Source organism: Sphingomonas sp. RS2018 (genome assembly GCF_054489605.1).
The window spans coordinates 786,301-809,609 of the sequence record NZ_JBTMWL010000001.1 but is presented as its reverse complement, the minus strand read 5'-3'; the positions used below and the strand labels follow the sequence as shown (position 1 = coordinate 809,609).

Here is a 23,309-nt window from a genome sequence, read left to right as displayed (position 1 = left end):
CTATCGAGATCAGGCGTCTTCGGCCTTGCGGGCCGGCTTCTTCGGCGCGGCGCCGGCGGGGCGCTTCATGCCGGGCTTGCGGCCCAGACCGATCTTCTTCGCCATGTCGCGGCGGGCGGTCGAATAGGTCTCGGACACCATCGGATAGTCCGACTTCAGGCCATAGCGCTCGCGATACTGTTCCGGCGTCATGCCATGACGCGACAGGTGGCGGCGCAGCGTCTTGTACGGCTTGCCGTCGATCATCGAGATGATGTGATCCTTCGACGCCAGCGACTTGCGCACCGAGACGGCAGGCGTGTGCGTCGCTGCAGGCTCGGCCGCGCCATCTACTTCGCCGTCGCTGCCAAGAGCGCCGACAGCCTCATGCATCGCCTTGAGAAACGAGGGAACTTCCTCCGCCGACGCGCGCGTGTTCGGGTTGGACAGCCAGGCGATCGTCAGTTCGGTGGCAAGCTCGACCACATTCGACGTCGCGATATCTTCATTCATCTTGGATAACTCCTTCGGGGCGCATTCCAGCTATCATCTGGACACTGCACGTCAAGCTATCGGCGACGAATTGATTTATTTCGATCAATATATTTGCGGAACCGGTGCGGAATTAACCATCAAAGTCGTCCGAAAATCTTGGGCTACGATGAGCTTGCGGTCCGTTGCTGCAACGGTCGCGGTTGCCTCCTTCCGGACGACCGACTAGCGTGGCGCACGATGGAACGAACCAGCGAAATTCTGTGGATGGCACCATTCGCGGCACTGGCTGCCGGCTATCTCCTCGGATCGATTCCCTTCGGCGTCCTGCTGACCCGCGCCGCCGGCGCCGGCGATCTGCGCACGATCGGATCGGGCAACATCGGCGCGACCAACGTGCTGCGCACCGGGCGCAAGGGGCTGGCTGCTGCGACGCTGTTCCTCGACGGGTTCAAGGGGTGGCTGGCGGTCGCGCTGGTCGCCTGGCTGCTGCCGGGGCAGGAACAGCTGGCCGCGGCGGCCGCCTTCATCGGCCATTGCTATCCGGTCTGGCTGCGCTTCCGCGGTGGCAAGGGCGTGGCGACGCTGATGGGCATCGCGCTGGCGCTGCACTGGCCGGTCGGGCTGGTCTATGCCGCGGTGTGGCTGTCGATGCTGGCGTTGACGCGCGTGTCTTCGCTGGCGGGGATCAGCGCGGCGATCGGCGCGCCGGTGGCGGCGGCGGTGTTCGACCGGTTCGATCTGGTCGTGTTGCTGCTCACGCTCGCGCTGCTGGTCATCTGGAAGCATCGGGCGAACATCGACCGGCTGTTGTCGGGGACGGAACCGCGCATCGGTGCCGCCTCCCGGGGTGGCTGACGCCACGACGGTCGCCCGGCTGCGCCTGATCCGCACCGGGGGCGTCGGCCCAGTGACCTACCGCCAGCTGATCGCCCGCTTCGGCACTGCCGCAGCCGCGCTCGACGCCCTGCCGATGCTCAGCCGGCGGGGCGGCGGCGGGCCACCGCGCATTCCCGACGTCGCGCGGATCGAGCAGGAGATCGCCGCGGTCGAGCGGCTAGGCGCGCGCTACTGGTTCCTCGGCGATGCCGACTACCCCACACTACTGGCCGAAACCGACACCGCCCCGCCGGTGATGACCGTGCGCGGCGATACGGCGCTGGCGCACCGCCACGTCGTCGCGATCGTCGGCGCGCGCAATGCGTCCGCCGCCGCCTGCCGCTTCGCGCGGATGCTGGCGGGCGATCTCGGCGCCGCGGGGGTCACGGTCGTCTCGGGCCTTGCGCGCGGTATCGACACGCAGGCGCACGTCGCCAGCCTCGCCACCGGCACGATTGGGGTGATAGCCAGCGGTATCGACATCGCCTTCCCGCCCGAGAACGCCGCCCTGCAGGAGGAGGTCGCGACCCGCGGCCTGCTGATCGCCGAGCAGCCGCCCGGCGGCGAGCCGCGCGCGCGCCAGTTCCCCTACCGCAACCGCATCATCGCGGGGCTGGCGATCGGCACCGTCGTGGTCGAGGCGGCGCCCAAGTCCGGCTCGCTCATCTCCGCGCGGCTGGCCGGCGAGGCGGGGCGCGAGGTGATGGCGGTGCCCGGCAGCCCGCTCGATCCGCGCGCGCAGGGGTGCAATGGCCTGATCCGCGACGGCGCGACGCTGGTGCAGAGCGCCGACGACATATTGGAAGCGATCCGCCCGATCGACGCGCGTGCAGTACGGGCCCAGACGATGGGCTTCGACGGCCCGCCGCCCGACGACGCCAGCGATGCCGAGCGCGCGCGGATCACACAGCTGCTCGGCCCGGTGCCGGTGGGCGTCGACGAACTGATCCGCCAGTCGGGGTGTTCACCCTCAGCCGCGCAGATGGTGCTGCTGGAACTGGAACTGGCCGGGCGGCTGGAGCGGCATGCGGGTGGGAGGGTCGCGCTGATCCTGTAGCCGCCCTTACTGATCGAAGTCGTTGCCGTCCGGCGCGGTGCCGTGCAGCTCCGACCACAGCCGCTGCGTCCCCGCCTCCTGCGCGCGGTTCACGAACTGCGACGCGACGAGCCAGCCCTTGATCGGGCGGAGCGGCAGCAGCGTACCGATCGTCATGAACGGCACCGACGTCAGCAGATGGACCCAGCCGGGCGGGTCGAACGCGACTTCGATCCAGACGACGAAGGCGATGAGCGGCAGCGCGATGATACACAGCGAGAAGAACGCCGGCCCGTCGTCGGGCGCGGCGAACCGGTAATCCAGGTCGCATGTCTCGCAGCGATCGACGATCTTCAGCCAGGAGGCGAACATGCGCCCCTTGCCGCAGCGCGGGCACAGCCCCTTCCACCCGCAGCGCATGATCCATCGGAAGGTGCGACCCTTCCCGGCCTGTATCTCCGACACGTCCAGACGGTGTTCCATGATCGCTACGTAGCGCGATCACGCCACGGGACGATTGGACATATTGTCCATACCCTTGGGGCTCAGCCGCCGGACGCAGCTGTCCCGTAATCGATCCGGAACAGCCGGAGCGGCGAGCCCTTCGGCATCGGCACCGGCACCAGCCAGCCGGGCACCCTCCCCTTCGCCAGCTGGCCGTAGAAGCCGTCACGCGCCTTCGCGCGGTACACCGTCGTCTCCGCCATGTTCGGGCAGATCAGCAGCAGCCGTGCGCCATGCGCCTTCGCGATCGCGCGGAAATTCTCCGGGCTGCCGGTAAAGGCGTGGTGGACGTCAAGGATCGCGCCGCCGTTGCGGTGATACGGCCCCGCGATCGCATAGTGGTGCGTCAGCGTGATGAGCCGCGGCCCGAGATCGACATGGGTGAAGATCACGCTCGGCCGCAGACGGTTCAGCGGACGCATCGCCGGGATCGTCGGGCAGCGGCCGTTGGCGCGATTGACGATCTGCGTGCGCTTGTCCGGCCGGTCGATCGGCAGCCAGCGGATGGCAAGACCCGCGAACATGCCGGAGACCACCACGAACGCGGTGACCGAGCCGAGCACGCGGACGACGACCGAACGATGCCCCAGGCACCACGGGACGAGGATCCACGCCAGCGCCGTGGCGCCGGGCACCGCCAGCAGCTGCGCCGCCGGGCCGGCGCGCACCTGCCACAACAGCATCAGCACGGCGAAGGCAGTGAACAGCGCGACCGGCAGCCACGCCGCGAACAGCGCGCTGCGCCGCACCCGCCACGTCGCCCAGATCGCACCGAGCAGTCCCGCGATCGGCAGGGCGGCGATCGGCAGGGCGGTACGCAGCGCGGTTTCGTAGATCGGCTTGGCCTCCCGCACATGGTCGAGCCAGGTCCGCTGGAGTTCGGGCGACACGCCCTCCGGCCGACCGAGACACTGCGGGAAGACGAGTGCGAACCCCACGGCGACGATCGCCCCCGCGACCGCCGCCATGCCGAGGCGGACGCCGCGCTGCGACGGGCTGACGCGCGCCATCACGAACAGCTTCGCGCCCGCCAGCACCAGCACGCTCAGCCACACCGGCGTCAGCGCGTCGCAGCGCATGGCGTAGTTGGCGTTCGACGCGAACACCGCGAACCCGCCCGCGCTCGCCCCGCCGAGCGACAGCGCATACGCCGTCAGCCGCGGCGCCTCAGCCCGGTCCCAGACCCAGCGCAACGTGATGATCGCGCCGGCCATCGCGCAATAGGGCAGCATCTCCAGCCCGATGTTGAGCGACATCGCGCTCGCCAGTCCGACGAGCAGCCCGCCGCGCACCATCCGCGCATCGGCGAGACCGGCGACCGTCACCGCCAGGCACGCCAGCTGCCAGTTATGATGATCGATGCGCAACGGCATGAACATCAGCATCGCCGGGGTAGCGCCCAGCAGGATGACGATGCCGATCGGATAGGCGGTCGCGCCGACGAGCCGCCGGATCGTGAAGCTGAGCGCCGCCAGCGTGACGCCCAGCGGCAGCATCGGCGCGATCCCGCACGCCAGCCGCTCTGCCGTCGCGGTGGTGGTGAACAGTTTGAAGAACAGGATCAGCCCGGCGATCGGCAGGTCGACGATCCGGCTCCAGTGGACGTTGAAGCCGCCCGGCGGGTTGAGCCGATACTGGGTCAGGTCGTACCAGCCCTGCCCGGCCAGCAGCCCGCGCACCTGCATCAGGCGCATGTTGTCATCGGTATCGCCCAGCGCCAGCCAGTGGATCGCGCCCCAGCGCGTGTAGAGCCAGAACGCGGCGACCGCGACCCACGCGAGCAACGTCCAGCGCAGCCAGTTGCGGTCGAGCTCGGTTTCGATCCGGGTGGGTAGATGGTCGTTCAAATCGGCGGGTCCTTCCGGAATGAGCGGGAACCCCTCCCCGTTCGTCCTGAGCTTGTCGAAGGAGTGCATAGGTGAATCGTGCCCCGCACGATTCAGGATTGCCCGGGGGGCAATCCGCCCTATGCACTCCTTCTTTTACCGCGGTTAGAAGAAAGTGCGGTCCTTCGACAAGCTCAGGACGAACGGTAGAAGGATTCCCGCAGTGTTTGCCCGCGCGCTTCACCACCTGAATTCCGGCGGCATGCTGGGCCAGCTGATCCGCTATGCCATCACGGGCGGCGGCGTCACGCTGGTGGGGGCTGGGCTGTACACCGGACTGGTTCTCACCACGCCGATCCATCCACAGGCGGCGATGGCGGCCGCCTATGTCGTGTGCGTCGCGATCGGCTATGTCATCCACAGCCGTTGGAGCTTTCGCGGGCACGGGAACCGCGACAATCCCGGACGCACCACCTTTCGCTTCTTCGTCGCCAGCCTCATCAGCTATGCGATGAATGCGTTCTGGACCTGGGCGTGTATCCAGGGACTTGGGTGGCCGGAATGGACGCCGGTGCTGCCGCTGCTTTTCATCACGCCGCTCGCGATGTTCGCGATCAACCGCAACTGGGTATTCAACTGAAGGGTCCAAACTCGATCATAGCGGGGTCGTGACGGAGCCGATTTTGGTGTTGGGCAAGGAGAGAGGAGCGGAGCGATGCATATGCATCGTGACCGACGAGCGACGCCGCCCGGCGCCGAAATCGGTCCGCCGCGGAGCGGCCGCCCGCAGGAAGACGCTGGACAGCGTCGCTTGCTTGCGCGTAGCCCGGCTACGCGACTGCGCTGCGCTTCTTGCCAGCGTCTTCCTGCGGGCGATCACCATCCCCGCTATGATCGAGTTTGGACCCTGCATGGATCGCATCGTCTACGACCGCATGGCCGCGCATGATTCCACCCATTGGTGGTATCGCGCCCGCCGCGACATCCTGGCCGACTATGTCACGCGCTATGCCGGGCTGCCCGAGCACGCGCGGGTGCTGGAGATCGGCTGCGGCACCGGCCACAACCTGCCGATGCTCGCCAGTTTTGGCGAGGTCGACGCGATCGAGATCGACGAGGCCGCGCGCGATATTGCCAGCCAGCGGCTGGGCAAGCCGGTCGGCACCGCTCCCCTGCCCGAGCTCGACGGGGTCGATCGCGGTGCGTACGACATGGTCGCGGTGCTCGACGTGATCGAGCATATCGACGACGACGTCGCGGCGCTGAAGGCGATGGCGGAGGCGCTGAAGCCCGGCGGCAAGATCCTGATCGCGGTGCCCGCGCACCAGTGGATGTGGAGCGCGCACGACGAGGTGAACCACCACAAGCGCCGCTATTCGAAAGCGACGCTGGACAAGGCGATCCGCGACGCCGGGCTGACCCACAATGGCCTGCGCTGGTTCAATTCGCTGCTGTTCCCCGCCGCCGTCGCGGCGCGCGTTGCAGGAAAGATCACCGGCAAGGAGGACAGCGACGATTCGCCGCCGCCCAAGCCGCTCAACGCGCTGTTCGAGGCGATCTTCCGCGTGGAGCGGCACCTTCTGGGGCGCGTCCCGCTGACGCCGGGGTTATCGATCATCACGCTGGTGTCGAAGCCCTGATCTCCCCTCCCTTCCAGGAAGGGGCTTTAAGCGTTCACCCCTCCGCCTCCGGCGAGGCCACCATCAGCCCCTCGTTCGGCTCCGGCCGCACCGGGCGCGGGCCGTCGCCGGCGCGGTAGCCGAGCGAGGCGCGGCCCAGCACCGGGCCGGCGACGTCGGCAACGAGGTAGAGCGGCCGGCGCTTCGATTCGACGTACAGCCGCCCGAGATACTCGCCGATCATGCCGAGCACGAACATCTGCACGCTGCCGAGGAACAGCACGACCAGCATCGTCGACGTCCAGCCCTGCACCGTCCGCCCGAGCACGAAGCTGCCCATCACATAGAGGAACAGCAGCACCGTCGCGCCGGTGAGCGCCAAACCGACGTGGCTGGCGAAGCGCAGGGGTGCGGTCGAGAAACCGGTGACGGCGTCGAGCGCGAAGCGGATCATCTTCGCCAGCGGATATTTGCTGTCGCCCGCCAGCCGTTCGTGCCGGTCATAGGCGAAGGGCACCTGACGGAAGCCGACCCACGCCACCATCCCGCGGATGAAGCGCGCCTGTTCGGGCAGGCTGAGGAAGGCGTCCAATGCCCGCCGCGTCATCAGGCGGAAGTCGCCGGTGTCGAGCGGGATCGGCGTGTCGGTGACGCGGTCGAGCACGCGGTAGAAGGCGGCGGCGGTGATCTTCTTGAAGATCGTCTCGCCCTCGCGCTTGCGGCGCACGGCATAGACGACGTCGGCCTCCTCGCGCACCAGCGTCGCGCGCATCTCGGTCAGCAGTTCGGGCGGATCCTGCAAATCGGCGTCGATGATGAGGATCTGGTCGCCCGCGCACAGGTCGAGGCCCGCCGTCAGCGCCAGCTGGTGGCCGTGGTTGCGCGAGAGGTTGATCGCCACCAGCCGCGGGTCGGCGGCGGCGAGACGCTGCATCACCGCCCAGCTGCCGTCGCGCGAGCCGTCGTTGACCAGAACGATCTCGTGATCGTCGCCGACTGCGGCATGGGCGGCGGCGGAGACGCGCGCGTGCAGCGCCTCCAGGCAGCCTTCTTCGTTATAGCAGGGGATGACGACGGATAGGGCCGGACGGTGCATCACCCGGCCTTATCGCGATCCGCCGCCGCTATCCAGTGACCACCATCTTCACGAGCATACCCGGGCGCAAGGTGGCGCCGGCCTCCAGCGCGTTGAGCGTGAGGAAGCGGTCGCGCTGCAGCGTCTGGAACGCCATCTGGCGCGACAGGCTGTCGATCGTGTCGCCCGACTTCACCGTGACGATGCGGATGCGCTTGCCGCGGATCGAGCCGGCCTCCTGCGCGGACAGCGGCACGAAGCTGGCGAGCATCGGCTCGAACGGGCCGATGCCGGAGCCGGCCGGGGTCAGCACGGTCCAGCTATAGGCGGTGTCGCCCAGCGCCATCGCGATCACCGTCGCATCGACGCGGGTGTTGCCCGACGCCGCCGTCGTCGACGCGACCGCGGCGCGGCGGCCGCCAATGGTCACGTCGCGGATCTGGCCGGGGTCGATCCGGCCGCCCAGCGTCTGGAATCGCCGCGCGACGACGCCCGACAGGTCGCTCGCCGTTCCGCCCGCCATCAGTTGCGCCTGTCCGCGCTGACCCTGCACGGTCACCGCATCGGTGCCGTTGGCGATCGTATAGCCCGTGGGTGCAGTGAAGCGGAAGCGCATTGCCGGATGGCGGAAGTTCTGGCCGTCGATCACGCCCTGCGCGGGATCGTCGTCGTAGCGCAGGCCATCGAGCATGCGCAGGAAGGCGACGTCCTGCGCCGCCGCCGGGGCGCCGCGCCCGGTCTGCTGCGCGAGTTGTCGCGCGCGGGCGACGCGCTGCGCGTTCGACGGGTGGGTGCTTAGCCATGTCGGCGTCCCGCCCGCCTCACGCCCCGCCGCGCGGGCATCGAGCGCGGTCTCGGCGCCGAGCTGGTTGAGGATCAGCGGCGCGGCGAAGGGGTTGTAACCCGCGCCTGCGACGTAGCGGACGCCCAGCGTATCGGCCTGATACTCCTGATCGCGCCCGTATTTCAGCGTGTAGAGCCCGGCCACCTGCTGCGCACCCGATCCGACCAGTTGGCCCAGCGTCGAGTTGCCGGCGACCGCGCCGACTACGCCGGCCAGCACGCTACCGATCGTCGAGGTGCGCTGCCGTCCCGCGGAATGGCGCGCGGCGACATGGCCGACCTCATGCCCCATCACGAACGCCAGTTCGTCCTCGCTGTTCATCAGCGCGAGCAGCTGGCGGGTGACGTAGACATAGCCGCCGGGGATGGCGAAGGCGTTCTCGACCGGCGAGTTCAGCAACTGCACGGTGAAGTCGTTCTGCGAATTGCTAAGGCCCGATTGCAGCGCGACGCGCTTGCCGACCCGCTCGACGAACGCAGCCTGCGGTCCGTCGTAGCGTCCGCCGAATTGGGCGACGAGTTCCGGGTTCGCCTGCGATCCCTGCGCCCGGTCGGTCTGCGAGATCGATCGCGTCTGGGCGGGCGCGGCGATCGGCACGGCGACGATGGCGGCGGCGGCAGCAAGACAGTGCAGGCGGTTCACGACATTCTCCCCATTCGATGGGCAGGAAAATCGTTTCGGCAGCGAACGGTTCCCGCCGCGGCGGCGTTCAGGCGAGCGCGGCGACCAGCGTGGCGCGCAGGCCGCCCCGGCTCGAGTCGTAATCGACCCGCGACTGCAGGCTCTGCGCCATCGACCGGACGACCTTCGTGCCCAGACCCGTGCCCTTCGGCGCCGCGCCCTCGGCCATGCCGACGCCGTCGTCCTCGACCGCCAGCTCGAACCGATCGTCGCCCTGCCGCGTCAGCGCGACGCGGATCTCCCCGCCGCAGGCATCGGCATAGGCGTATTTGCAGGCGTTGCTCACCAGTTCGGTCACGATCACGCCGACCGATACCGCGCGGTCGGTGGCGAGGCGGATCTGGTCGCTGCGCACATGAATGCGGCGATCGGGCGAGATCGACCAGGTCTGGCCCAGTTCGTCGACCAGCGCCTCCAGATACTCCGCCATCTCCACCCCCTCGACATCGTCGGAGGTGTAGAGGCGGCGGTGGACCTGGCCGATCGCGGCGATCCGGCTCTGCGTGTCCTGCAGCGCGGCGCGCGCGGCCTCGTCCTTTATCGCGTTCGATTGCAGCTGCACGAACGCGCTGACGAGTTGCAGCGAGTTGGCGACGCGGTGGTTCACCTCACGCAGCAACGTCTCCAGCCGAGCGTTGGAAGTGCGCAGCTCCTGCTCCGCGCCTTCCTTCGCGCGTTGCAGCGCGACCTTCGCCAGCACGTTCTCGATGGTGGAGGACAGCAGGTCGAAGAAGTCGTCGCCGACCGTCTTCACGACATAGTCCGCCGCGCCGGCCTGCATCGCCGCGACCGCGATCCGCGCCTCTTCCGATCCCGAGACATAGACCACCGGCGGTGCACCCGGCAGCAGCCGCAGCCGCCTCAGCGTCTCCAGCCCGTCCATCCCCGGCATATAATGATCGACCGTGACCAGATCGAACCGCTGCTCCGCCGCCAGCGCCACCCCCTCTTCGCCGCCTTCGGCCAACACGACCAAATAACCCCGCCGCGCGAGCCCGCGCTGCGCCAGCCGCCGCAGTCCCGCGTCGTCGTCGATATAGAGTATGGAGGCGGACGTGCCGGTCATTCAGTCGGCCTGGTCCGGTACCTGGATGACCGACAGGAACAGGCCGAGCTGGCGGATCGCCTGCGCGAAATTCTCGTAATTCACCGGCTTGGTGATGTAGACGTTGCAGCCGAGATCGTAGCAGCGCTGGATTTCGACCTTGTCGTCGGTGGTTGTCAGCACAACGACGGGCGTACGACGCACCGGCGATCCTTCCGCCTTCACCTTGGCGAGGATGTCGGTGCCGCTCATGTCCGGCAGGTTCAGGTCGAGCAGGATCAGTGCCGGACCGCCACCTTCATTGAACAGATAGTCGAGCGCGGTGCCGCCGTCGGTGAAGTGGCGGATGTCGTTCATGATGCCGGCGCGCCGGATGTTCTTCTCGATGAGGCGGGCATGGCCCTCGTCATCCTCGATCATGACAATGGTGACGGATTGATGCGCGTTCATTGCGTGGTTCCCGATGCGTCCAGCCGAAGCGGGAGATTGATGCCGAACGTCGCGCCCTCGCCCAGCGCGGACGTGACGTCGATGGTGCCGCCCAGACGGTACGTCAGCGCACGCACATGCGCCAGCCCGATGCCCTCGCCCGGCTGATCCTGCGTGCCCGAGCGGCGGAACAGGTCGAACACGCGGGCATGGTCGGTGGCGGCGATGCCGCGCCCGTTGTCGGCGACGGCGAAGGTCGCCCGCCCCGCCGCGACGCGACCCGACACCGCGATGCGCAGCGGCCGGTCGGGCGCGCGATACTTCACGGCATTCTCGATGACGTTGCCGAATACCTGCTCGATCGCCAGGCGATCGCTGACGATGTCGGGCAGCGTTCCGTCGATCGCGATCGTGCCGCCCACCTCGTCCAGCCGGTGCTGCAACGTGGCGCGGACGCCGTCGATGACGGCCGCCATCGCGATCGGCTCGGGCGCGATCGTGCGGCGACCCTCGCGCGACAGCTTCAGGATCGCGTTGATGAGCCGGTCCATCTTCGCGGTCGACGTGCGGATGAAGCCGATCGCCTCGGGCAAATCCTCGCGCGCGGCAAGGCGCGCGTCCTCGTCGACGACACCCGGCGCCTCGGCCTCGGCGCGGTCGACCATCGCCGCGATCGCCTTCGTCCCCGCTTCCATCTCGGCGGTGAAGCCCATGACGTTTACCAGCGGGGAGCGCAGGTCGTGGCTGACGATATAGGCGAAGCGCTGGATCTCGTCGTTGGCGCGCGCCAGATCGGCGGTGCGGTCGGCGACCTGATCCTCCAGCGTCTCGTTCAAAGCACGCAGCTTCTCGTGCGATTGGCCGAGATCGTTCGCGAAGCGGCGCATGGTGACGAACGACACTGCCGCCACGACGACCAGCAAGATGCCGGCCCCGCCCAGCAGCGCGAGAAACGAGCGAACCCCCGCAGCCTGTTCGTTTGCGCGCTCGGTCAGCAGCAGCGCCTCGGCCGCGTCCATCGCGCGTAACCGCATGCGGATCGCGCGCATCATGATGACGGTCGTGCCGCGCGCGAAATCGTCGCGGGCATAATCGGTCAGGCCATTGCGCACCGCCTCGACCGAGCGATCACGGTCATACGCAGCCCGGTCCAGCAGCACGCGCACCCGCTCGATTCGCCGCGTCTGATCCGGATTGTCGAGCGTCAGCGTGCGCAATTCCGCCAGCTCGCCTTCCAGCGCGGCGCTGTTCGAACGGTAGAGTTCGAGGAACAACGGTCGCGGCGTCAGCAGGTAACCGCGCCGGGCGGTTTCCGATTGCTCCAGCGTGACCTGGAAGCGCGCGATCTTCTGGCGCACGTCAACGCTGTGTTCGACCCGCTCTGTATAACGGCGATTGCGATCGGTGGAGGACCAGACGGACCAGGCGGCACCCAGCAGCGCCAGGAATCCCAGCACCATCGCCGTCAGCAGCAGCCGGCGAAACGCGCGATCGTCGTCGCGAATGACTTCCAAGCTACGCGGCACCGGGACGTGTCATAGGTGAAACGACCGGCAATGCAACGACGCAGCCTTGCAGCCTCAGTCGTCCTCGTCCTCGAACCCCACCAGATCGAGCGCGCGCGCCTTGATCTGGCGCATCGCGCACCAGTGGACCAGCGCGTCCTCGCGCCCATGCGTCACCCACACTTCGCGCGGGGCGAGTTCGCGGATCGTCGCGGTCAGCTCGTCCCAGTCGGCGTGGTCGGACAGGATCAGGGGCAGTTCGACGTTCTTCTGCCGCGCGCGCTGGCGCACCGTCATCCACCCGCTGGCGACCGCGGTGATCGGATCGGGCAGCCGCCGCGACCAGCGGTCATTGAGCGCACCCGGCGGGGCGATGACGACGCGGCCCGCCATCTCCGCCTTCGCGACGCCGGTGGCGGGGCGCAGCTCGCCCAGGTCGACGCCGTGCGCGACGTACAGGTCACACAATCGCTGCAACGCGCCGTGGATGTAGATCGGATCGTCGAACCCCATCACACGCAACTCGCGGATCACCCGCTGCGCCTTGCCCAGCGCATAGGCACCGACCAGCACGCAGCGATCGGGATTGGCGCGCAGCGTGGTCAGCAGCTTGTCCATCTCGTCATGCGTCTCGGGATGGCGGAAGACGGGCAGGCCGAACGTTGCCTCAGTCACGAACACGTCACACTTCACCGGCTCGAACCGCGCGCAGGTCGGGTCCTCGCGCCGTTTGTAGTCGCCCGACACGACGATCCGCTCGCCGCGATGGTCGAGCACGATCTGCGCCGATCCCAGCACATGGCCGGCGGGCACGAAGCTGACCTCGACATCGCCCATCGTCAGCGACTGGCCATAGGCCACCGGATGCCCGTTCTGCGCGCCGTACCGCACGTCCATGATCGCGAGCGTCTCGGGCGTCGCCCACACCGCGCCATGCCCGCCGCAGGCGTGATCGGCATGGCCATGCGTCACCAGCGCGCGCGGCACCGGCTGCGATGGATCGATCCACGCGTCGGCGCCCGGCAGATAGATTCCGTGCGGGTGCGGCTCCACCCAGTCGCCGAGACGTGGCATGCGGATAATATGGGTCGGCGGCGGGAAGGTTCCACCGGTCGGGGCGCGTGTAGCAGTGGCCAGCATCGGTGGCGTTTGTTAATCCGCGACACAGGGGGATCTATGAGCGCGTTCGAGGCCTTGTTCGCATTCTACGGGTTGCTGCTTGGATTGGCAGTTGCAGCAGTAGCGACCGGTTTCGGCGAGCAATGGCGGCGGCGGCGGCATCGACCGATCGGGTGGCTCGCTCCTATGCTTGGCATATACGTCTTGCTGGCGGCGACGCGCCAATGGCAGAATTTCTACGCCGCTCGCGACGCCCTCACCATGACGCCGGCCACGTTGTTCATGTGCCTTGCGATGGCCTTGCCTTACACCTTCGTGGCTCAGGTGATGTTTCCCGCGGCGGATGATGCGGTCGTCAGCGGCGATGCCCATTATCTGGCGGATCGTCGCATCCTGCTGGGTGTGCTGATGATTCCGCCGGCAATCAGCTTCGCCTTCAACCTGATCGCCAATCCGACGTTTCTGACGACGGATATGGCGAATGACCTTCTCGCCCAGCCCGTTCCCCTGATCGTTCTCACGGCGCTGATCCCGCTCGGTCGGCGGTGGTGGCAGATCACGGGCCTGCTGGCGCTGATCGTCAATCGACTTTTCGTGATCGTCGCCTGAGGGAGGTACGAAAGCTTTGCCGTCGCTGGATTGATCGGTCGCCTACCCCCATATCCGACGCGTTGACCGAGCCGCAGCACCTCCCCCCACCCCTCGCGAACTGGTTCGCCAAGCGCGGCTGGGCGCCCCGCCGCCACCAGCTCGACATGCTCGCCGCCGCGCGGGCGGGGGATCATGCACTGCTGGTGGCGCCCACCGGGGCCGGCAAGACGCTGGCCGGGTTCCTGCCGACCTTGGTCGATCTGATCGAGCATCCACACGACGGGCTGCATTCGCTCTACGTCTCGCCGCTGAAGGCGCTGGCGGTCGATGTGCAGCGCAACCTGATGACGCCGATCGGCGAGATGGGCCTCGACATCACGGTCGAGGCGCGCAGCGGCGACACGCCGTCCGACCGCAAGGCGCGGCAACGCGCGAAACCGCCCCACATGCTGCTGACCACGCCCGAGTCGCTCAGCCTGCTGGTCAGCTATCCTGATGCCGACACGCTGTTCGCCGGCCTCAAGACCATCGTGATCGACGAGGTCCACGCCTTCGCCACCGGCAAGCGCGGCGACCTGCTGGCGCTGTGCCTCGCGCGGTTGCAGCGGATCGCGCCGGGACTGCGGCGCGTCGCGCTGTCGGCGACGGTGGCCGATCCGGACGGCTATCGCGCATGGCTGGCGCCATGGGGCGACATCGACCGCGTCCGGCTGGTACAGGGGGAGAAGGGCGCGGAACCCGACATCGCCATCCTGCTGCCCGAGGGGCGCGTGCCATGGTCGGGCCATTCGGGCCGCTATGCCGCGCCGCAGGTGATGGCGGAGATCGAGACGCATCGCACGACGCTCGTCTTCTGCAACACCCGCAGCCTCGCCGAGCTGATCTTCCAGGACCTGTGGAAGGTGAACGCCCTCGCCCTTCCCATCGGCATCCACCACGGCAGCCTGGCGCGGGAGGCGCGGCGCAAGGTCGAGCAAGCGATGGCCGACGGCAAGCTGCGCGCGCTGGTCGCGACCGCCAGCCTCGATCTGGGCGTCGACTGGGGCGACGTCGACTGCGTGGTGCAGATGGGCGCGCCCAAGGGGTCGTCGCGCATGCTCCAGCGTATCGGCCGCGCCAACCACCGGCTGGACGAGGCGTCGGAAGCGGTGCTCGTGCCGGGCAACCGCTTCGAATATCTGGAAGCGCAGGCGGCGCTCGACGCGGTGCGGGCGGGCGAGCTCGATCCCGACATCTTCCGCCCCGGTGCCCTCGACGTGCTGGCGCAGCATGTGATGGCGGTCGCCTGTTCCGCGCCCTTCGCGGCCGACGACCTGCTCGCCGAGATCCGCGGCGCGTTGCCCTATTCGGCGCTGGAGGCGGAGACGTTCGAGCGCGTGCTGAGCTTCATCGCCGACGGCGGCTATGCGCTGCGCGCCTATGACCGGTTCAAGCGACTGACCAAGGATGACGACGGGCTGTGGCGGGTCAGCCATCCGCGCTTCGTGACGCAGCACCGGCTGAACGCCGGCATCATCGTCGACGCCGTCACGCTCGACGTGCGATTCAAGAACGGGCGCAAACTCGGCACGGTGGAGGAATATTTCGCCTCCACGCTGACGGTCGGCGACACCTTCTTCTTCTCCGGCCTCAGCCTGGAGGTCGAACGGATCGACATCGCCGACCTCGTCGTCCGCGCGACGACGCGGCCGGCGCGCATCCCGACCTATGTCGGCACACGCATGGCGCTGTCGACCAACCTCGCCCACCGCGTCCGCAGCTTCCTGCACGACCGCAGCGAGTGGCACCGCTTCCCCGACGACGTGCGCGAATGGCTGGAGATGCAGGACCGGCGCTCGGTCCTCCCCGCGCCCGACCAGCTGCTGGTCGAGACGTTCGAGCGCGAGGGGCGGCATTATATGGTCGCCTACAGCTTCGAGGGGTGGAACGCACACCAGTCGCTGGGCATGCTCATCACGCGGCGGATGGAGGCGCTGGGGCTCAAGCCCATCGGCTTCGTGTCGAACGACTATGCGCTCGCCTGCTACGGGCTGGAGCCGATCGACGACCCTGCCGCGCTGTTCTCGCCAGACATCCTCGAACATGAGTTCGTCGAATGGGTGCAGGGCTCGGCCCTGCTGAAGCGCGCGTTCCGCGAGGTCGCGGTGATCGGCGGCCTCGTCGAGCGGCAGCATCCGGGCAAGCGCAAGACCGGCAAGCAGGTCACCTTCTCGACCGACCTGATCTACGACGTGCTGCGCAAATACGAACCCTCGCACTTGCTGCTGCAGGCCGCGTGGGATGACGCCCGCGCGCGGATGACCGATGTCGGGCGGCTCGCGCACCTGCTCGACCGCGCGGCGGAGACGATGGTCCACGCCCGGCTTGACCGCATCAGCCCGCTCGCCGTCCCGGTGCTGGTGCTGATCGGGCGGGAGAGCGTTGCGCAGTCGGGCTCGGACGACACGCTGCTAGCCGAGGCCGAGGCGCTGGCAGCGGAGGCGATGCAGCCGGACTGACGCGCCTTGTCGGCACGTCGGCTCAGGCATAGGCTCGCGGCATGTCGCACGGGTCTTGCCTGTTCCTGTTCGCGATGCTGCTCCAGACCCCTGCCGCGGCACCACAGGACGTGCCACCCCCCGACGCCGAGCAGGCCGACGCGACGCAGGTCATGCTGACCCAGTTCGAGGACCGCATGACGGTGCCGGTCCGCATCGCCGGGTCGGAGCCGTTCCGCTTCGTGATCGACACCGGCGCCGAACGCACCGTTATCTCGCGCCAGCTCGCCACGCGGCTCGGCCTGCCCGCCGGGCGCGAGGTGACGGTGGTGGCGATGAGCGGATCGTCGCGCGTCGGCACGGTCACCATCCCCTCGCTCCGCCTGTCGAGCGTGCCCGACATCGGCGCGATCGAGGCGCCGGCGCTGGACGCGGTGCATCTGGGCGCGATGGGCCTGCTCGGCATCGACACGCTGCGCGATCACAAGGTCGTGATCGATTTCGACGCGAACACGATGGCCGTCACCCCGTCCGTCCGCCGCCGCCGCACCGAGCGCGCCGCGCCCGGCGAGATCGTCGTGCGGGCGAAGAGCCTGTTCGGTCAGTTGATCGTGACGGATGCGGAGGTCGAGGGGCGGCAGGTGCGCATCGTGCTCGACACCGGATCGCCGGTCAGCATCGGCAACACCGCACTGCGCCGGCTGATGGCGCGCCATGCGGGGCGCTTCACGCCGATGACGATGACGAGCGCGACCGGCGGCATCGTGCAGACCGACTATACGCTGGCGGACAAGCTGCGGCTGGGCGGCATCGAGTTCCGGCAGATGCCGATCGCCTTCGCCGACGTGCCGCCGTTCGCGAAGTTCGGCTTGTCGAAACGGCCGGCGATGCTGCTCGGAATGAACGCGCTCAAATATTTCCGCCGGGTGCAGATCGACTTCCCGAACCGCGAGGTCCGCTTCCTGATGCCGCGCGACGAGCGGCTGTCGCACCGCTGTCCGACGATGGTGAACGGCCGTTGCGCGGGGTGAAAATCCCTCTACGCTTGTGGAAGAGACTATAGCGGGGGACGGGTCATGCGGTCGAAATTCTTGGGGGCGGCGCTCGCCGCGATGGTGGCGACGATACCGGCGGCCGCGCAAGACCGCCCCGACCAGAAACCGTTCCTCGATCTCTATCGCGAGATGGTCGAGACCAACACCGTTGTGAACGTCGGCAGCTGCACCCAGGCGGCGGCGCAGGTCGCGACGCGGATGAAGGCGGCGGGCTTCGCCGATGCCGAGCTGATCCCCTTCTCCGTCCCCGAGCATCCGAAGGACGGCGGGCTGGTCGCGATCATGAAGGGCAGCGATCCCGCCACCAAGCCGATGCTGCTGCTCGCCCATCTCGACGTCGTCGCGGCGAAGCGCGAGGACTGGGTGCGCGATCCGTTCAAGCTGATCGATGAGGACGGCTATTACTATGGCCGCGGGACGGTGGACGACAAGGCGCAGGCGGCGATCTGGGTCGACACGCTCAACCGCCTGAAACAACAGGGGTTCAAGCCGAAGCGCACGATCAAGCTCGCGCTGACCTGCGGCGAGGAGACGACCTTCGCGTGGAACGGCGCCGAATGGCTGGCGAAGAACAAGCCCGATCTGATCGCCGCCGAATTCGCCTTCAACGAAGGCGGCGGCGGACGGCTGGACGAGAGTGGGAAGCGCCAGCTGCTGTCGTTGCAGGTCGGTGAGAAGGCCGCGCAGAACTACACCTTCCTCGCGACCAATCCCGGCGGGCACAGTTCGCAGCCGGTGCCCGACAACGCGATCTACGAACTGCTCGACGCGGTCGACAAGGTCCGCGACCACCGCTTCCCGGTGAAGTTCAACGACACCACGCGCGCCTTCTTCACGAAGCTCGCGGCGACGCTGCCCGCCGAGCAGGGGGCGGCGGTCCGGCGCCTGCTGGTCGACCCGACCGACGCCGCGGCGGCGGCGATCGTGTCGCGCGACAAGGCGGCGAACTCGACGCTGCGCACCACCTGCGTCGCGACGCTGCTGGCCGCCGGCCATGCCGAAAACGCCCTGCCCCAGCGTGCGACCGCGAACGTCAATTGCCGCATCTTCCCCGGCGAAAGCGTGGATGCGACGCTTGCCACGTTGCAGCAACTCACCGGCCCGAAGATAAAGGTGACGACGAACCAGCCGGTGCGCCCGACCGGCCAGCCGGTGCCGCTGAACCCGAAGATCGTGAAACCGATCGAGGCGTTGGCGGCGAAGCACTTCCCCGGCGTGCCGGTGCTGCCGACGATGTCGACGGGTGCCACCGACGGCATCTTTCTGGAAGCGATCGGCATTCCCGTCTACGGCGTGCCTGGAACCTTCGTCGAACCGAACACCAGCGGCGTCCACGGCCTGAACGAGCGCATCCTGAAGGCCTCGCTCTACGCATCCCGTGACTATCTGTTCGATCTGGTGAAGCTGTTCGCGAACACGAAATAGGATTTGGGTGTATGAAGGTCGTTGGCGTCATCGGAGCGGGTCAGATGGGCGCGGGGATCGCGCAGGTGTCGGCGGCGGCGGGGTACCGCGTGCTGCTGTCCGACGTCGACCTGTCGCGCGCCGAGGCGGGCAAGGCGGGCATCGCGAAACAGCTCGAGCGGCTGGTCGCGAAGGAGAAGATCGACGCGGCCGCGCGTGACACGACGCTGGGCAACATCGAACCCGTCGGCGACGTCGCCGCGATGGGCGAATGCGACCTCGTGATCGAGGCTGCGACCGAGCGCGAGGAGATCAAGCGCCGCATCTTCGAAAGCGTCGGCAAGGCGATGGGCGATCACGCGATCCTCGCCAGCAACACCTCATCGATTCCCATCACGCGCCTGGCGCAGGCGTCGCCCGATCCGGCGCGCTTCGTCGGCGTCCACTTCTTCAACCCTGTGCCGGTGATGGGCCTGATCGAGCTGATCCGCGGCCTCGCCACCAGCGACGCGACGGTCGCGGCGGTCGAGGCGTACGGCAAGACGCTGAACAAGGCGATCGTGCACGCGAACGATGCCCCCGGCTTCATCGTCAACCGCGTGCTGATGCCGATGCTGAACGAAGCGTGCTTCGCGCTGGGCGAAGGCGTGGCGACGATCCGCGACGTCGACACGGCGATCACGCTCGGGCTCAACCACCCGATGGGGCCGTTCACGCTGGCCGACTTCATCGGGCTCGACACGTGTCTGGAGATCACCCGCGTGCTGTTCGAAGGCACCGGCGACCCCAAGTTCCGCCCCGCACCCCTGCTGATGAAGTATGTCGAGGCGGGCTGGTACGGCCGCAAGACCGGTCGCGGCTTCTACGACTATTCGGGCACCGAGCCCGTGCCCACGCGTTGATGCGGCCATGAGCCTCGACGACACCATCGTGCAGACGCCGGACGGGCCGATGACCTACGCCGCGTGGAAAAAGAAGAACCCGGTGCAGCTGCCGTCGCGCCGGACGAAGGGCAGGGATCTGCCCAACAAGGTGAAGATGCGGACGGACGAATAGGCGTTTTGGGGTGCGGGGTGTTTTGGCCCGCCCCGCCCCAGCCGCTTGGTTACACCCAAATCCGTTCGCCCTGAGCATAGTCGAAGGGCACCTCTTCCCAGGTCCTTCGACTGCGCTCAGCACGAACGGTAGGTAGCCGCTCGATCAGTGCCCCGCCTGCGGCCCACGCTCCAGCCCGCTCGCCGCCAGCTGCGCGTCGATCATCGACATCAGCCGGTCGAGCCCGGCCTGATCCTTCGCTTCGGCGCGTGCGACCAGCACGTCCTGCGTGTTCGACGCGCGCAGCAGCCACCAGCCGTCGGGCGTGTTCACCCGCGCGCCATCGGTGCGGTTCACGTCGGCGCCCTCGGCCTCCAGCCGGTCGAGCACTTCGTCGACGACCGCGAACTTGCGCGATTCGTCGACTTGGAAGCGCATTTCCGGCGTGTTGACGAATGCCGGCATGGCGCCGCGGATCTCGGTCATCGACTGGCCGATGACATGCACCGCGTTGATGAGCTGCACTGCGGCGTACTGCGCGTCGTCGAAGCCGTAATAGTCCTGCGCGAAGAAGATGTGCCCACTCATCTCGCCGGCCAGCGGCGCGCCGGTTTCCTTCATCTTGGTCTTGATGAGGCTGTGCCCGGTCTTCCACATCAGCGGCTCGCCGCCCAGTTCGGCGATGCGGTCGTACAGCATCTGCGACGCCTTCACGTCGGCGATGATCGTCGCGCCGGGCGCCTTCTTCAGCACCGGCACCGCCAAGATCGACAGCAGCTGGTCGCCCCACACCACGCGACCCTCGCCGTCGATCGCGCCGACGCGGTCGCCATCGCCGTCGAACGCCAGGCCGAAGTCGAGCCCCTCGTCGGCAACCAGCGCCTTCAGATCGGCGAGGTTCTTTTCCTCGGTGGGGTCGGGATGATGGTTGGGGAAGGTGCCGTCGATGTCGGTGAAGATCGTGTGGTGCTCGCCCGGCAGCAGCTTCACCAGCTTTTCGATGACGCGGCCCGCCGCGCCATTGCCGGCATCCCAGCCGATGCGGAACGTGCCACCCGCATAGCCCGCGAATAGACGCCCGACGTAGTTATCCTCGATGTCGGCGTCGGTGACGGTGCCTTCGCCCTCTTCCCAGTCGCCGTCGGCGGCCATCTGGCCCAGCGCCTGGATCTGCTCGCCGAAGAACGGTTTGTGCTGCAACACCATCTTGAAGCCGTTGTAGTCGGCCGGATTGTGGCTGCCGGTGATCTGGATGCCGCCGTCCACTTCCAGCGTCGCCTCGGCATAGTAGAGCATCGGCGTCGGCCCCAGCCCGACGCGCACCACGTCGACGCCGCTGCCGTTCAGCCCCTCGACCAGCGCGGCCTCTAGCATCTCCGACGACACGCGCCCGTCGCGGCCGACCGCGACGCGAGTGCCGCCCGCACGGCGCACCATCGTCGCGAAACCGCGCCCGATCGCGCGCGCATCGTCGGGCCCGAGCGTCTTACCGACGATACCGCGGATGTCGTATTCGCGCAGGGACGTGGGGTCGAAACGATGGGTCATTGGGCCTCCTGAAGGGTCTGTAAGTCTCGTTCGGGCCAAGCCCCTGCCCGTCTTCCGCGCAACCTGTGTGACGAAGAAGAAAGACGGCCCTTCGACAAGCTCGGGGCGAACGGCGGTCGTGGTGATCGTTACGCCCAAAGCACGGGCGCGCGCTTGGTTGCAATCCTATCCCCCCAGCCGCCGCAGCAGCACGTCGCGCGCGGCGTTGATCTGCTTGGTCAGCTCGGCCGATCCGCCGCGATCGGGGTGGACGCCGGACAGCAGGTGGCGGTGCGCGGCGCGCACGTCCTCGACGGTCGCCTCCGCGCCCAGCCCCAGGATATCGCGCGCCTTGGCGACATCGGGCAGCGTCTTCGGACGCGGCTTCACCATCCACCAGATCGCGGCCATCAGAACGAGCGCGAGGACCAGCTTCGCCATCAGGCGGCCTCGCCCTTGAACAGAGACGGCGCAGCGTCCGGCAGGGCCAAGCCCGCCATCATCTCGCGCAGTTCCTGCCGTGCGGCGACGTGGCTCAGGCCCATGCCGCCGAATTCCTTCGAATCGAGCATCGTCAGGCCGGAGGGGAACAGCTCGCGATAGATCACACGCTCTGACAGGCCCGGGATGACGCGGAAGCCGACACGCTTGGACAACTGGTCGATCGCCTCCGACACGCGCTTCATGTTCTTCGCCTCGACATATTGCAGGCGGTTGCGCAGCACGACCCAGTCGATCGTCGCGCCGTCGGCCCGCGCGCGAGTCTTGCGCGCATCCCAGATCAGTTCGGAATAGAAGCTGGGGCGGGTCACCTTGAACGTGTCGGGATCGACCTGTCCGATCAGGTCGAAATCGACGAAGCTGTCGTTCATCGGCGTGACCAGCGTATCCGCATTGGTCGCCGCGATCCGCGCGAACTTGTCGTCGCGGCCCGGCGTGTCGATGATGAGATAGTCGGCGTCCGCCCCCAGCCGGTCGAGCGTCTCGGCAAAGAAGGCGTCGCTTTCCCCGTCGTGCGTCGCATGCACCGGCGTGACCAGCCCGCGTCCGCTGCGCTTGGCGGTCGCGGCGCGGTTGTCGAGATACCGCCCCATCGTCCGCTGGCGATGGTCGAGGTCGAACGCCGCCACGCGATGGCCGCGCGTCGCCAGAGCGATCGCGACGTGGACCGCGGTGGTCGATTTGCCGGTCCCGCCCTTTTCATTGGCGAAGACGATGACGTGCAGCTTGTGTCCCGAGTCTGACAAGGCAGCGATGATCCCCATGTTGATCGCTGAAATTCCGGCCCGTAAAGGCTGCCGTCCGCTGTATCGAAGGGCTGTTCCGCGTGCAAACCATCCGTCGTCTCTCCGATCTCCGCGCCGCGCTGGCGGCTTACCGTTCGGAGGGGGACGATATCGCGCTGGTGCCGACGATGGGCGCGCTGCACGCGGGGCACATGGCGCTGGTGGCAGAGGCGCGGCGCGCGGCCCGCCGTGTGGTCGTCTCGATCTTCGTGAACCCGAAACAGTTTGGCGCGAACGAGGATCTGTCGCGCTATCCGCGGCGTGAGGCCGCCGACGCGCGCATGCTGGCCGACGCCGGCGTCGACATCCTGTGGATGCCGCCGGTGGAGGAGGTCTATCCGGCGGGTTTCGCGACCAACGTCTCCGTCGGCGGGGTGAGCGAGGGTCTGGACGGTGCAGCGCGGCCGGGTCACTTCGACGGGGTGGCGACGGTGGTCGCCAAGCTGTTCAACCAGGTCGCACCGAAGGTCGCGCTGTTCGGCGAAAAGGATTTCCAGCAACTCGCCGTGATCCGGCGGATGGTCGCCGATCTCGATTTCGACATCGACATCCGCGGCGTGGTCACGCAGCGCGAGGATGACGGCCTCGCCCGCTCGTCGCGCAACGTCTATCTGGACGCGGCCGACCGCGACAAAGCGGTCGCCCTACCGCGCGCGCTGGGCGTCGCCGCCGCCGCCATCGCGAAGGGGAACGATGTCGCCGAAGCGCTGAACACCGCGCGCCAGTCGCTGATCGGCGCGGGGTTCGAGGTCGATTACGTCGAGCTGGTCGATGCCCTCACCCTGGGCGCGCCGGGCCCGTCGCGCCCCCGCCGCCTGCTCGCCGCCGCGCGGATTTCCGGCACCCGCCTGATCGACAATGTCGCGGTGGAAAACATCGCTAACGCATAGAGTTAACCGCG

At 68.0% G+C, this 23,309-nt stretch carries 23 protein-coding genes; 11 read left to right on the top strand and 12 right to left on the bottom strand.

Translation table 11 applies throughout. The features are described from left to right. Positions 1-9 precede the first annotated feature (9 nt). Entirely contained in the window at positions 10-492 is a 483-nt protein-coding gene (locus tag ACX40P_RS04070) for a Ros/MucR family transcriptional regulator (protein ID WP_459124997.1), read from the bottom strand. Positions 493-738: 246 nt separating this feature from the next. Here ACX40P_RS04070 and plsY point away from each other — a divergent pair, with 246 nt between their 5' ends. Further along, complete coding sequence (plsY, locus tag ACX40P_RS04065) at positions 739-1,329, top strand: glycerol-3-phosphate 1-O-acyltransferase PlsY (RefSeq protein WP_459124996.1); 591 nt, start codon at positions 739-741, stop codon at positions 1,327-1,329. Beyond that, positions 1,322-2,407: a DNA-processing protein DprA gene (dprA, locus tag ACX40P_RS04060; protein WP_459124995.1), complete on the top strand. Its 1,086-nt coding sequence runs from the start codon at positions 1,322-1,324 to the stop codon at positions 2,405-2,407. The genes plsY and dprA overlap by 8 nt, the downstream gene beginning before the upstream one ends. A gap of 6 nt (positions 2,408-2,413) precedes the next feature. On the opposite strand, the gene ACX40P_RS04055 is transcribed toward dprA, so the two are convergent. Together ACX40P_RS04055 and ACX40P_RS04050 are read right to left on the bottom strand one after the other, a co-directional pair. Beyond that, entirely contained in the window at positions 2,414-2,869 is a 456-nt protein-coding gene (locus tag ACX40P_RS04055; RefSeq protein ID WP_459124994.1) for a DUF983 domain-containing protein, read from the bottom strand. Positions 2,870-2,931: 62 nt separating this feature from the next. Then, the gene (locus ACX40P_RS04050) at positions 2,932-4,737 is read right to left on the bottom strand and encodes an AcrB/AcrD/AcrF family protein (RefSeq protein ID WP_459124993.1); all 1,806 of its coding nucleotides are present in this window, start codon (positions 4,735-4,737) and stop codon (positions 2,932-2,934) included. Positions 4,738-4,939: 202 nt separating this feature from the next. On the opposite strand from ACX40P_RS04050, the gene ACX40P_RS04045 reads away from it, so the two are divergent. Next, a complete protein-coding gene (locus tag ACX40P_RS04045) occupies positions 4,940-5,356 on the top strand; it encodes a GtrA family protein (RefSeq protein ID WP_459124992.1) in 417 nt (138 codons plus the stop codon). 271 nt (positions 5,357-5,627) lie between these two features. After that, the gene (locus ACX40P_RS04040) at positions 5,628-6,356 is read left to right on the top strand and encodes a class I SAM-dependent methyltransferase (protein ID WP_459124991.1); all 729 of its coding nucleotides are present in this window, start codon (positions 5,628-5,630) and stop codon (positions 6,354-6,356) included. A 34-nt stretch (positions 6,357-6,390) separates the two neighbouring features. On the opposite strand, the gene ACX40P_RS04035 is transcribed toward ACX40P_RS04040, so the two are convergent. The 6 genes from ACX40P_RS04035 to ACX40P_RS04010 all read right to left on the bottom strand — a co-directional run bounded on the left by ACX40P_RS04035 (position 6,391) and on the right by ACX40P_RS04010 (position 12,988). After that, complete coding sequence (locus ACX40P_RS04035) at positions 6,391-7,431, bottom strand: glycosyltransferase family 2 protein (protein WP_459124990.1); 1,041 nt, start codon at positions 7,429-7,431, stop codon at positions 6,391-6,393. A 28-nt stretch (positions 7,432-7,459) separates the two neighbouring features. Then, the gene (locus ACX40P_RS04030) at positions 7,460-8,896 is read right to left on the bottom strand and encodes a M48 family metalloprotease (RefSeq protein WP_459124989.1); all 1,437 of its coding nucleotides are present in this window, start codon (positions 8,894-8,896) and stop codon (positions 7,460-7,462) included. 67 nt (positions 8,897-8,963) lie between these two features. Beyond that, on the bottom strand, positions 8,964-10,001 hold the full coding sequence (locus tag ACX40P_RS04025; protein WP_459124988.1) for a sensor histidine kinase: 1,038 nt from the start codon (positions 9,999-10,001) through the stop codon (positions 8,964-8,966). Continuing rightward, positions 10,002-10,430, bottom strand: coding sequence for a response regulator (locus ACX40P_RS04020; RefSeq protein WP_459124987.1), 429 nt, complete (start codon positions 10,428-10,430; stop codon positions 10,002-10,004). Next, positions 10,427-11,935: a sensor histidine kinase gene (locus tag ACX40P_RS04015; protein ID WP_459124986.1), complete on the bottom strand. Its 1,509-nt coding sequence runs from the start codon at positions 11,933-11,935 to the stop codon at positions 10,427-10,429. The genes ACX40P_RS04020 and ACX40P_RS04015 overlap by 4 nt, the downstream gene beginning before the upstream one ends. Positions 11,936-11,989: 54 nt before the next feature. Then, positions 11,990-12,988, bottom strand: coding sequence for a ligase-associated DNA damage response exonuclease (locus ACX40P_RS04010; protein ID WP_459124985.1), 999 nt, complete (start codon positions 12,986-12,988; stop codon positions 11,990-11,992). A gap of 102 nt (positions 12,989-13,090) precedes the next feature. On the opposite strand from ACX40P_RS04010, the gene ACX40P_RS04005 reads away from it, so the two are divergent. From ACX40P_RS04005 to ACX40P_RS03980, 6 genes are all read left to right on the top strand, one after another. After that, positions 13,091-13,642 (top strand): hypothetical protein, encoded by a 552-nt coding sequence (locus ACX40P_RS04005; protein WP_459124984.1) that lies wholly within the window; start codon positions 13,091-13,093, stop codon positions 13,640-13,642. A gap of 62 nt (positions 13,643-13,704) precedes the next feature. Then, the gene (locus tag ACX40P_RS04000) at positions 13,705-16,122 is read left to right on the top strand and encodes a ligase-associated DNA damage response DEXH box helicase (protein ID WP_459124983.1); all 2,418 of its coding nucleotides are present in this window, start codon (positions 13,705-13,707) and stop codon (positions 16,120-16,122) included. Positions 16,123-16,163: 41 nt separating this feature from the next. Beyond that, positions 16,164-17,132 (top strand): aspartyl protease family protein, encoded by a 969-nt coding sequence (locus ACX40P_RS03995; RefSeq protein WP_459124982.1) that lies wholly within the window; start codon positions 16,164-16,166, stop codon positions 17,130-17,132. A gap of 45 nt (positions 17,133-17,177) precedes the next feature. Then, complete coding sequence (locus ACX40P_RS03990) at positions 17,178-18,581, top strand: M20/M25/M40 family metallo-hydrolase (RefSeq protein ID WP_459124981.1); 1,404 nt, start codon at positions 17,178-17,180, stop codon at positions 18,579-18,581. 11 nt (positions 18,582-18,592) lie between these two features. Continuing rightward, entirely contained in the window at positions 18,593-19,462 is an 870-nt protein-coding gene (locus tag ACX40P_RS03985; protein WP_459124980.1) for a 3-hydroxyacyl-CoA dehydrogenase NAD-binding domain-containing protein, read from the top strand. A gap of 7 nt (positions 19,463-19,469) precedes the next feature. Further along, a complete protein-coding gene (locus ACX40P_RS03980) occupies positions 19,470-19,616 on the top strand; it encodes a hypothetical protein (RefSeq protein ID WP_459124979.1) in 147 nt (48 codons plus the stop codon). A gap of 144 nt (positions 19,617-19,760) precedes the next feature. Here ACX40P_RS03980 and pgmG read toward each other — a convergent pair whose 3' ends face one another. The 3 genes from pgmG to ACX40P_RS03965 all read right to left on the bottom strand — a co-directional run bounded on the left by pgmG (position 19,761) and on the right by ACX40P_RS03965 (position 22,387). Further along, positions 19,761-21,143, bottom strand: coding sequence for a phosphoglucomutase/phosphomannomutase PgmG (gene pgmG, locus ACX40P_RS03975; RefSeq protein WP_459124978.1), 1,383 nt, complete (start codon positions 21,141-21,143; stop codon positions 19,761-19,763). 165 nt (positions 21,144-21,308) lie between these two features. Continuing rightward, positions 21,309-21,563 (bottom strand): J domain-containing protein, encoded by a 255-nt coding sequence (locus tag ACX40P_RS03970; protein ID WP_459124977.1) that lies wholly within the window; start codon positions 21,561-21,563, stop codon positions 21,309-21,311. Beyond that, complete coding sequence (locus tag ACX40P_RS03965; RefSeq protein ID WP_459124976.1) at positions 21,563-22,387, bottom strand: division plane positioning ATPase MipZ; 825 nt, start codon at positions 22,385-22,387, stop codon at positions 21,563-21,565. Before ACX40P_RS03965 ends, ACX40P_RS03970 begins: the two co-directional genes overlap by 1 nt. 62 nt (positions 22,388-22,449) lie before the next feature. Between ACX40P_RS03965 and panC the strand changes: the two genes are divergently transcribed. Further along, positions 22,450-23,298, top strand: coding sequence for a pantoate--beta-alanine ligase (gene panC, locus ACX40P_RS03960; RefSeq protein WP_459124975.1), 849 nt, complete (start codon positions 22,450-22,452; stop codon positions 23,296-23,298). Positions 23,299-23,309 lie beyond the last annotated feature (11 nt).

Coding starts and splice junctions, on each gene's coding strand:
- ACX40P_RS04070 (WP_459124997.1), bottom strand. CDS start 492: ATGAATGAAGATATCGCGACGTCGAATGTGGTCGAGCTTGCCACCGAA.
- plsY (WP_459124996.1), top strand. CDS start 739: ATGGCACCATTCGCGGCACTGGCTGCCGGCTATCTCCTCGGATCGATT.
- ACX40P_RS04055 (WP_459124994.1), bottom strand. CDS start 2,869: ATGGAACACCGTCTGGACGTGTCGGAGATACAGGCCGGGAAGGGTCGC.
- ACX40P_RS04040 (WP_459124991.1), top strand. CDS start 5,628: ATGGATCGCATCGTCTACGACCGCATGGCCGCGCATGATTCCACCCAT.
- ACX40P_RS04035 (WP_459124990.1), bottom strand. CDS start 7,431: ATGCACCGTCCGGCCCTATCCGTCGTCATCCCCTGCTATAACGAAGAA.
- ACX40P_RS04025 (WP_459124988.1), bottom strand. CDS start 10,001: ATGACCGGCACGTCCGCCTCCATACTCTATATCGACGACGACGCGGGA.
- ACX40P_RS04020 (WP_459124987.1), bottom strand. CDS start 10,430: ATGAACGCGCATCAATCCGTCACCATTGTCATGATCGAGGATGACGAG.
- ACX40P_RS04010 (WP_459124985.1), bottom strand. CDS start 12,988: ATGCCACGTCTCGGCGACTGGGTGGAGCCGCACCCGCACGGAATCTAT.
- ACX40P_RS04005 (WP_459124984.1), top strand. CDS start 13,091: ATGAGCGCGTTCGAGGCCTTGTTCGCATTCTACGGGTTGCTGCTTGGA.
- ACX40P_RS03995 (WP_459124982.1), top strand. CDS start 16,164: ATGTCGCACGGGTCTTGCCTGTTCCTGTTCGCGATGCTGCTCCAGACC.
- ACX40P_RS03990 (WP_459124981.1), top strand. CDS start 17,178: ATGCGGTCGAAATTCTTGGGGGCGGCGCTCGCCGCGATGGTGGCGACG.
- ACX40P_RS03985 (WP_459124980.1), top strand. CDS start 18,593: ATGAAGGTCGTTGGCGTCATCGGAGCGGGTCAGATGGGCGCGGGGATC.
- ACX40P_RS03980 (WP_459124979.1), top strand. CDS start 19,470: ATGAGCCTCGACGACACCATCGTGCAGACGCCGGACGGGCCGATGACC.
- pgmG (WP_459124978.1), bottom strand. CDS start 21,143: ATGACCCATCGTTTCGACCCCACGTCCCTGCGCGAATACGACATCCGC.
- ACX40P_RS03970 (WP_459124977.1), bottom strand. CDS start 21,563: ATGGCGAAGCTGGTCCTCGCGCTCGTTCTGATGGCCGCGATCTGGTGG.
- ACX40P_RS03965 (WP_459124976.1), bottom strand. CDS start 22,387: ATGGGGATCATCGCTGCCTTGTCAGACTCGGGACACAAGCTGCACGTC.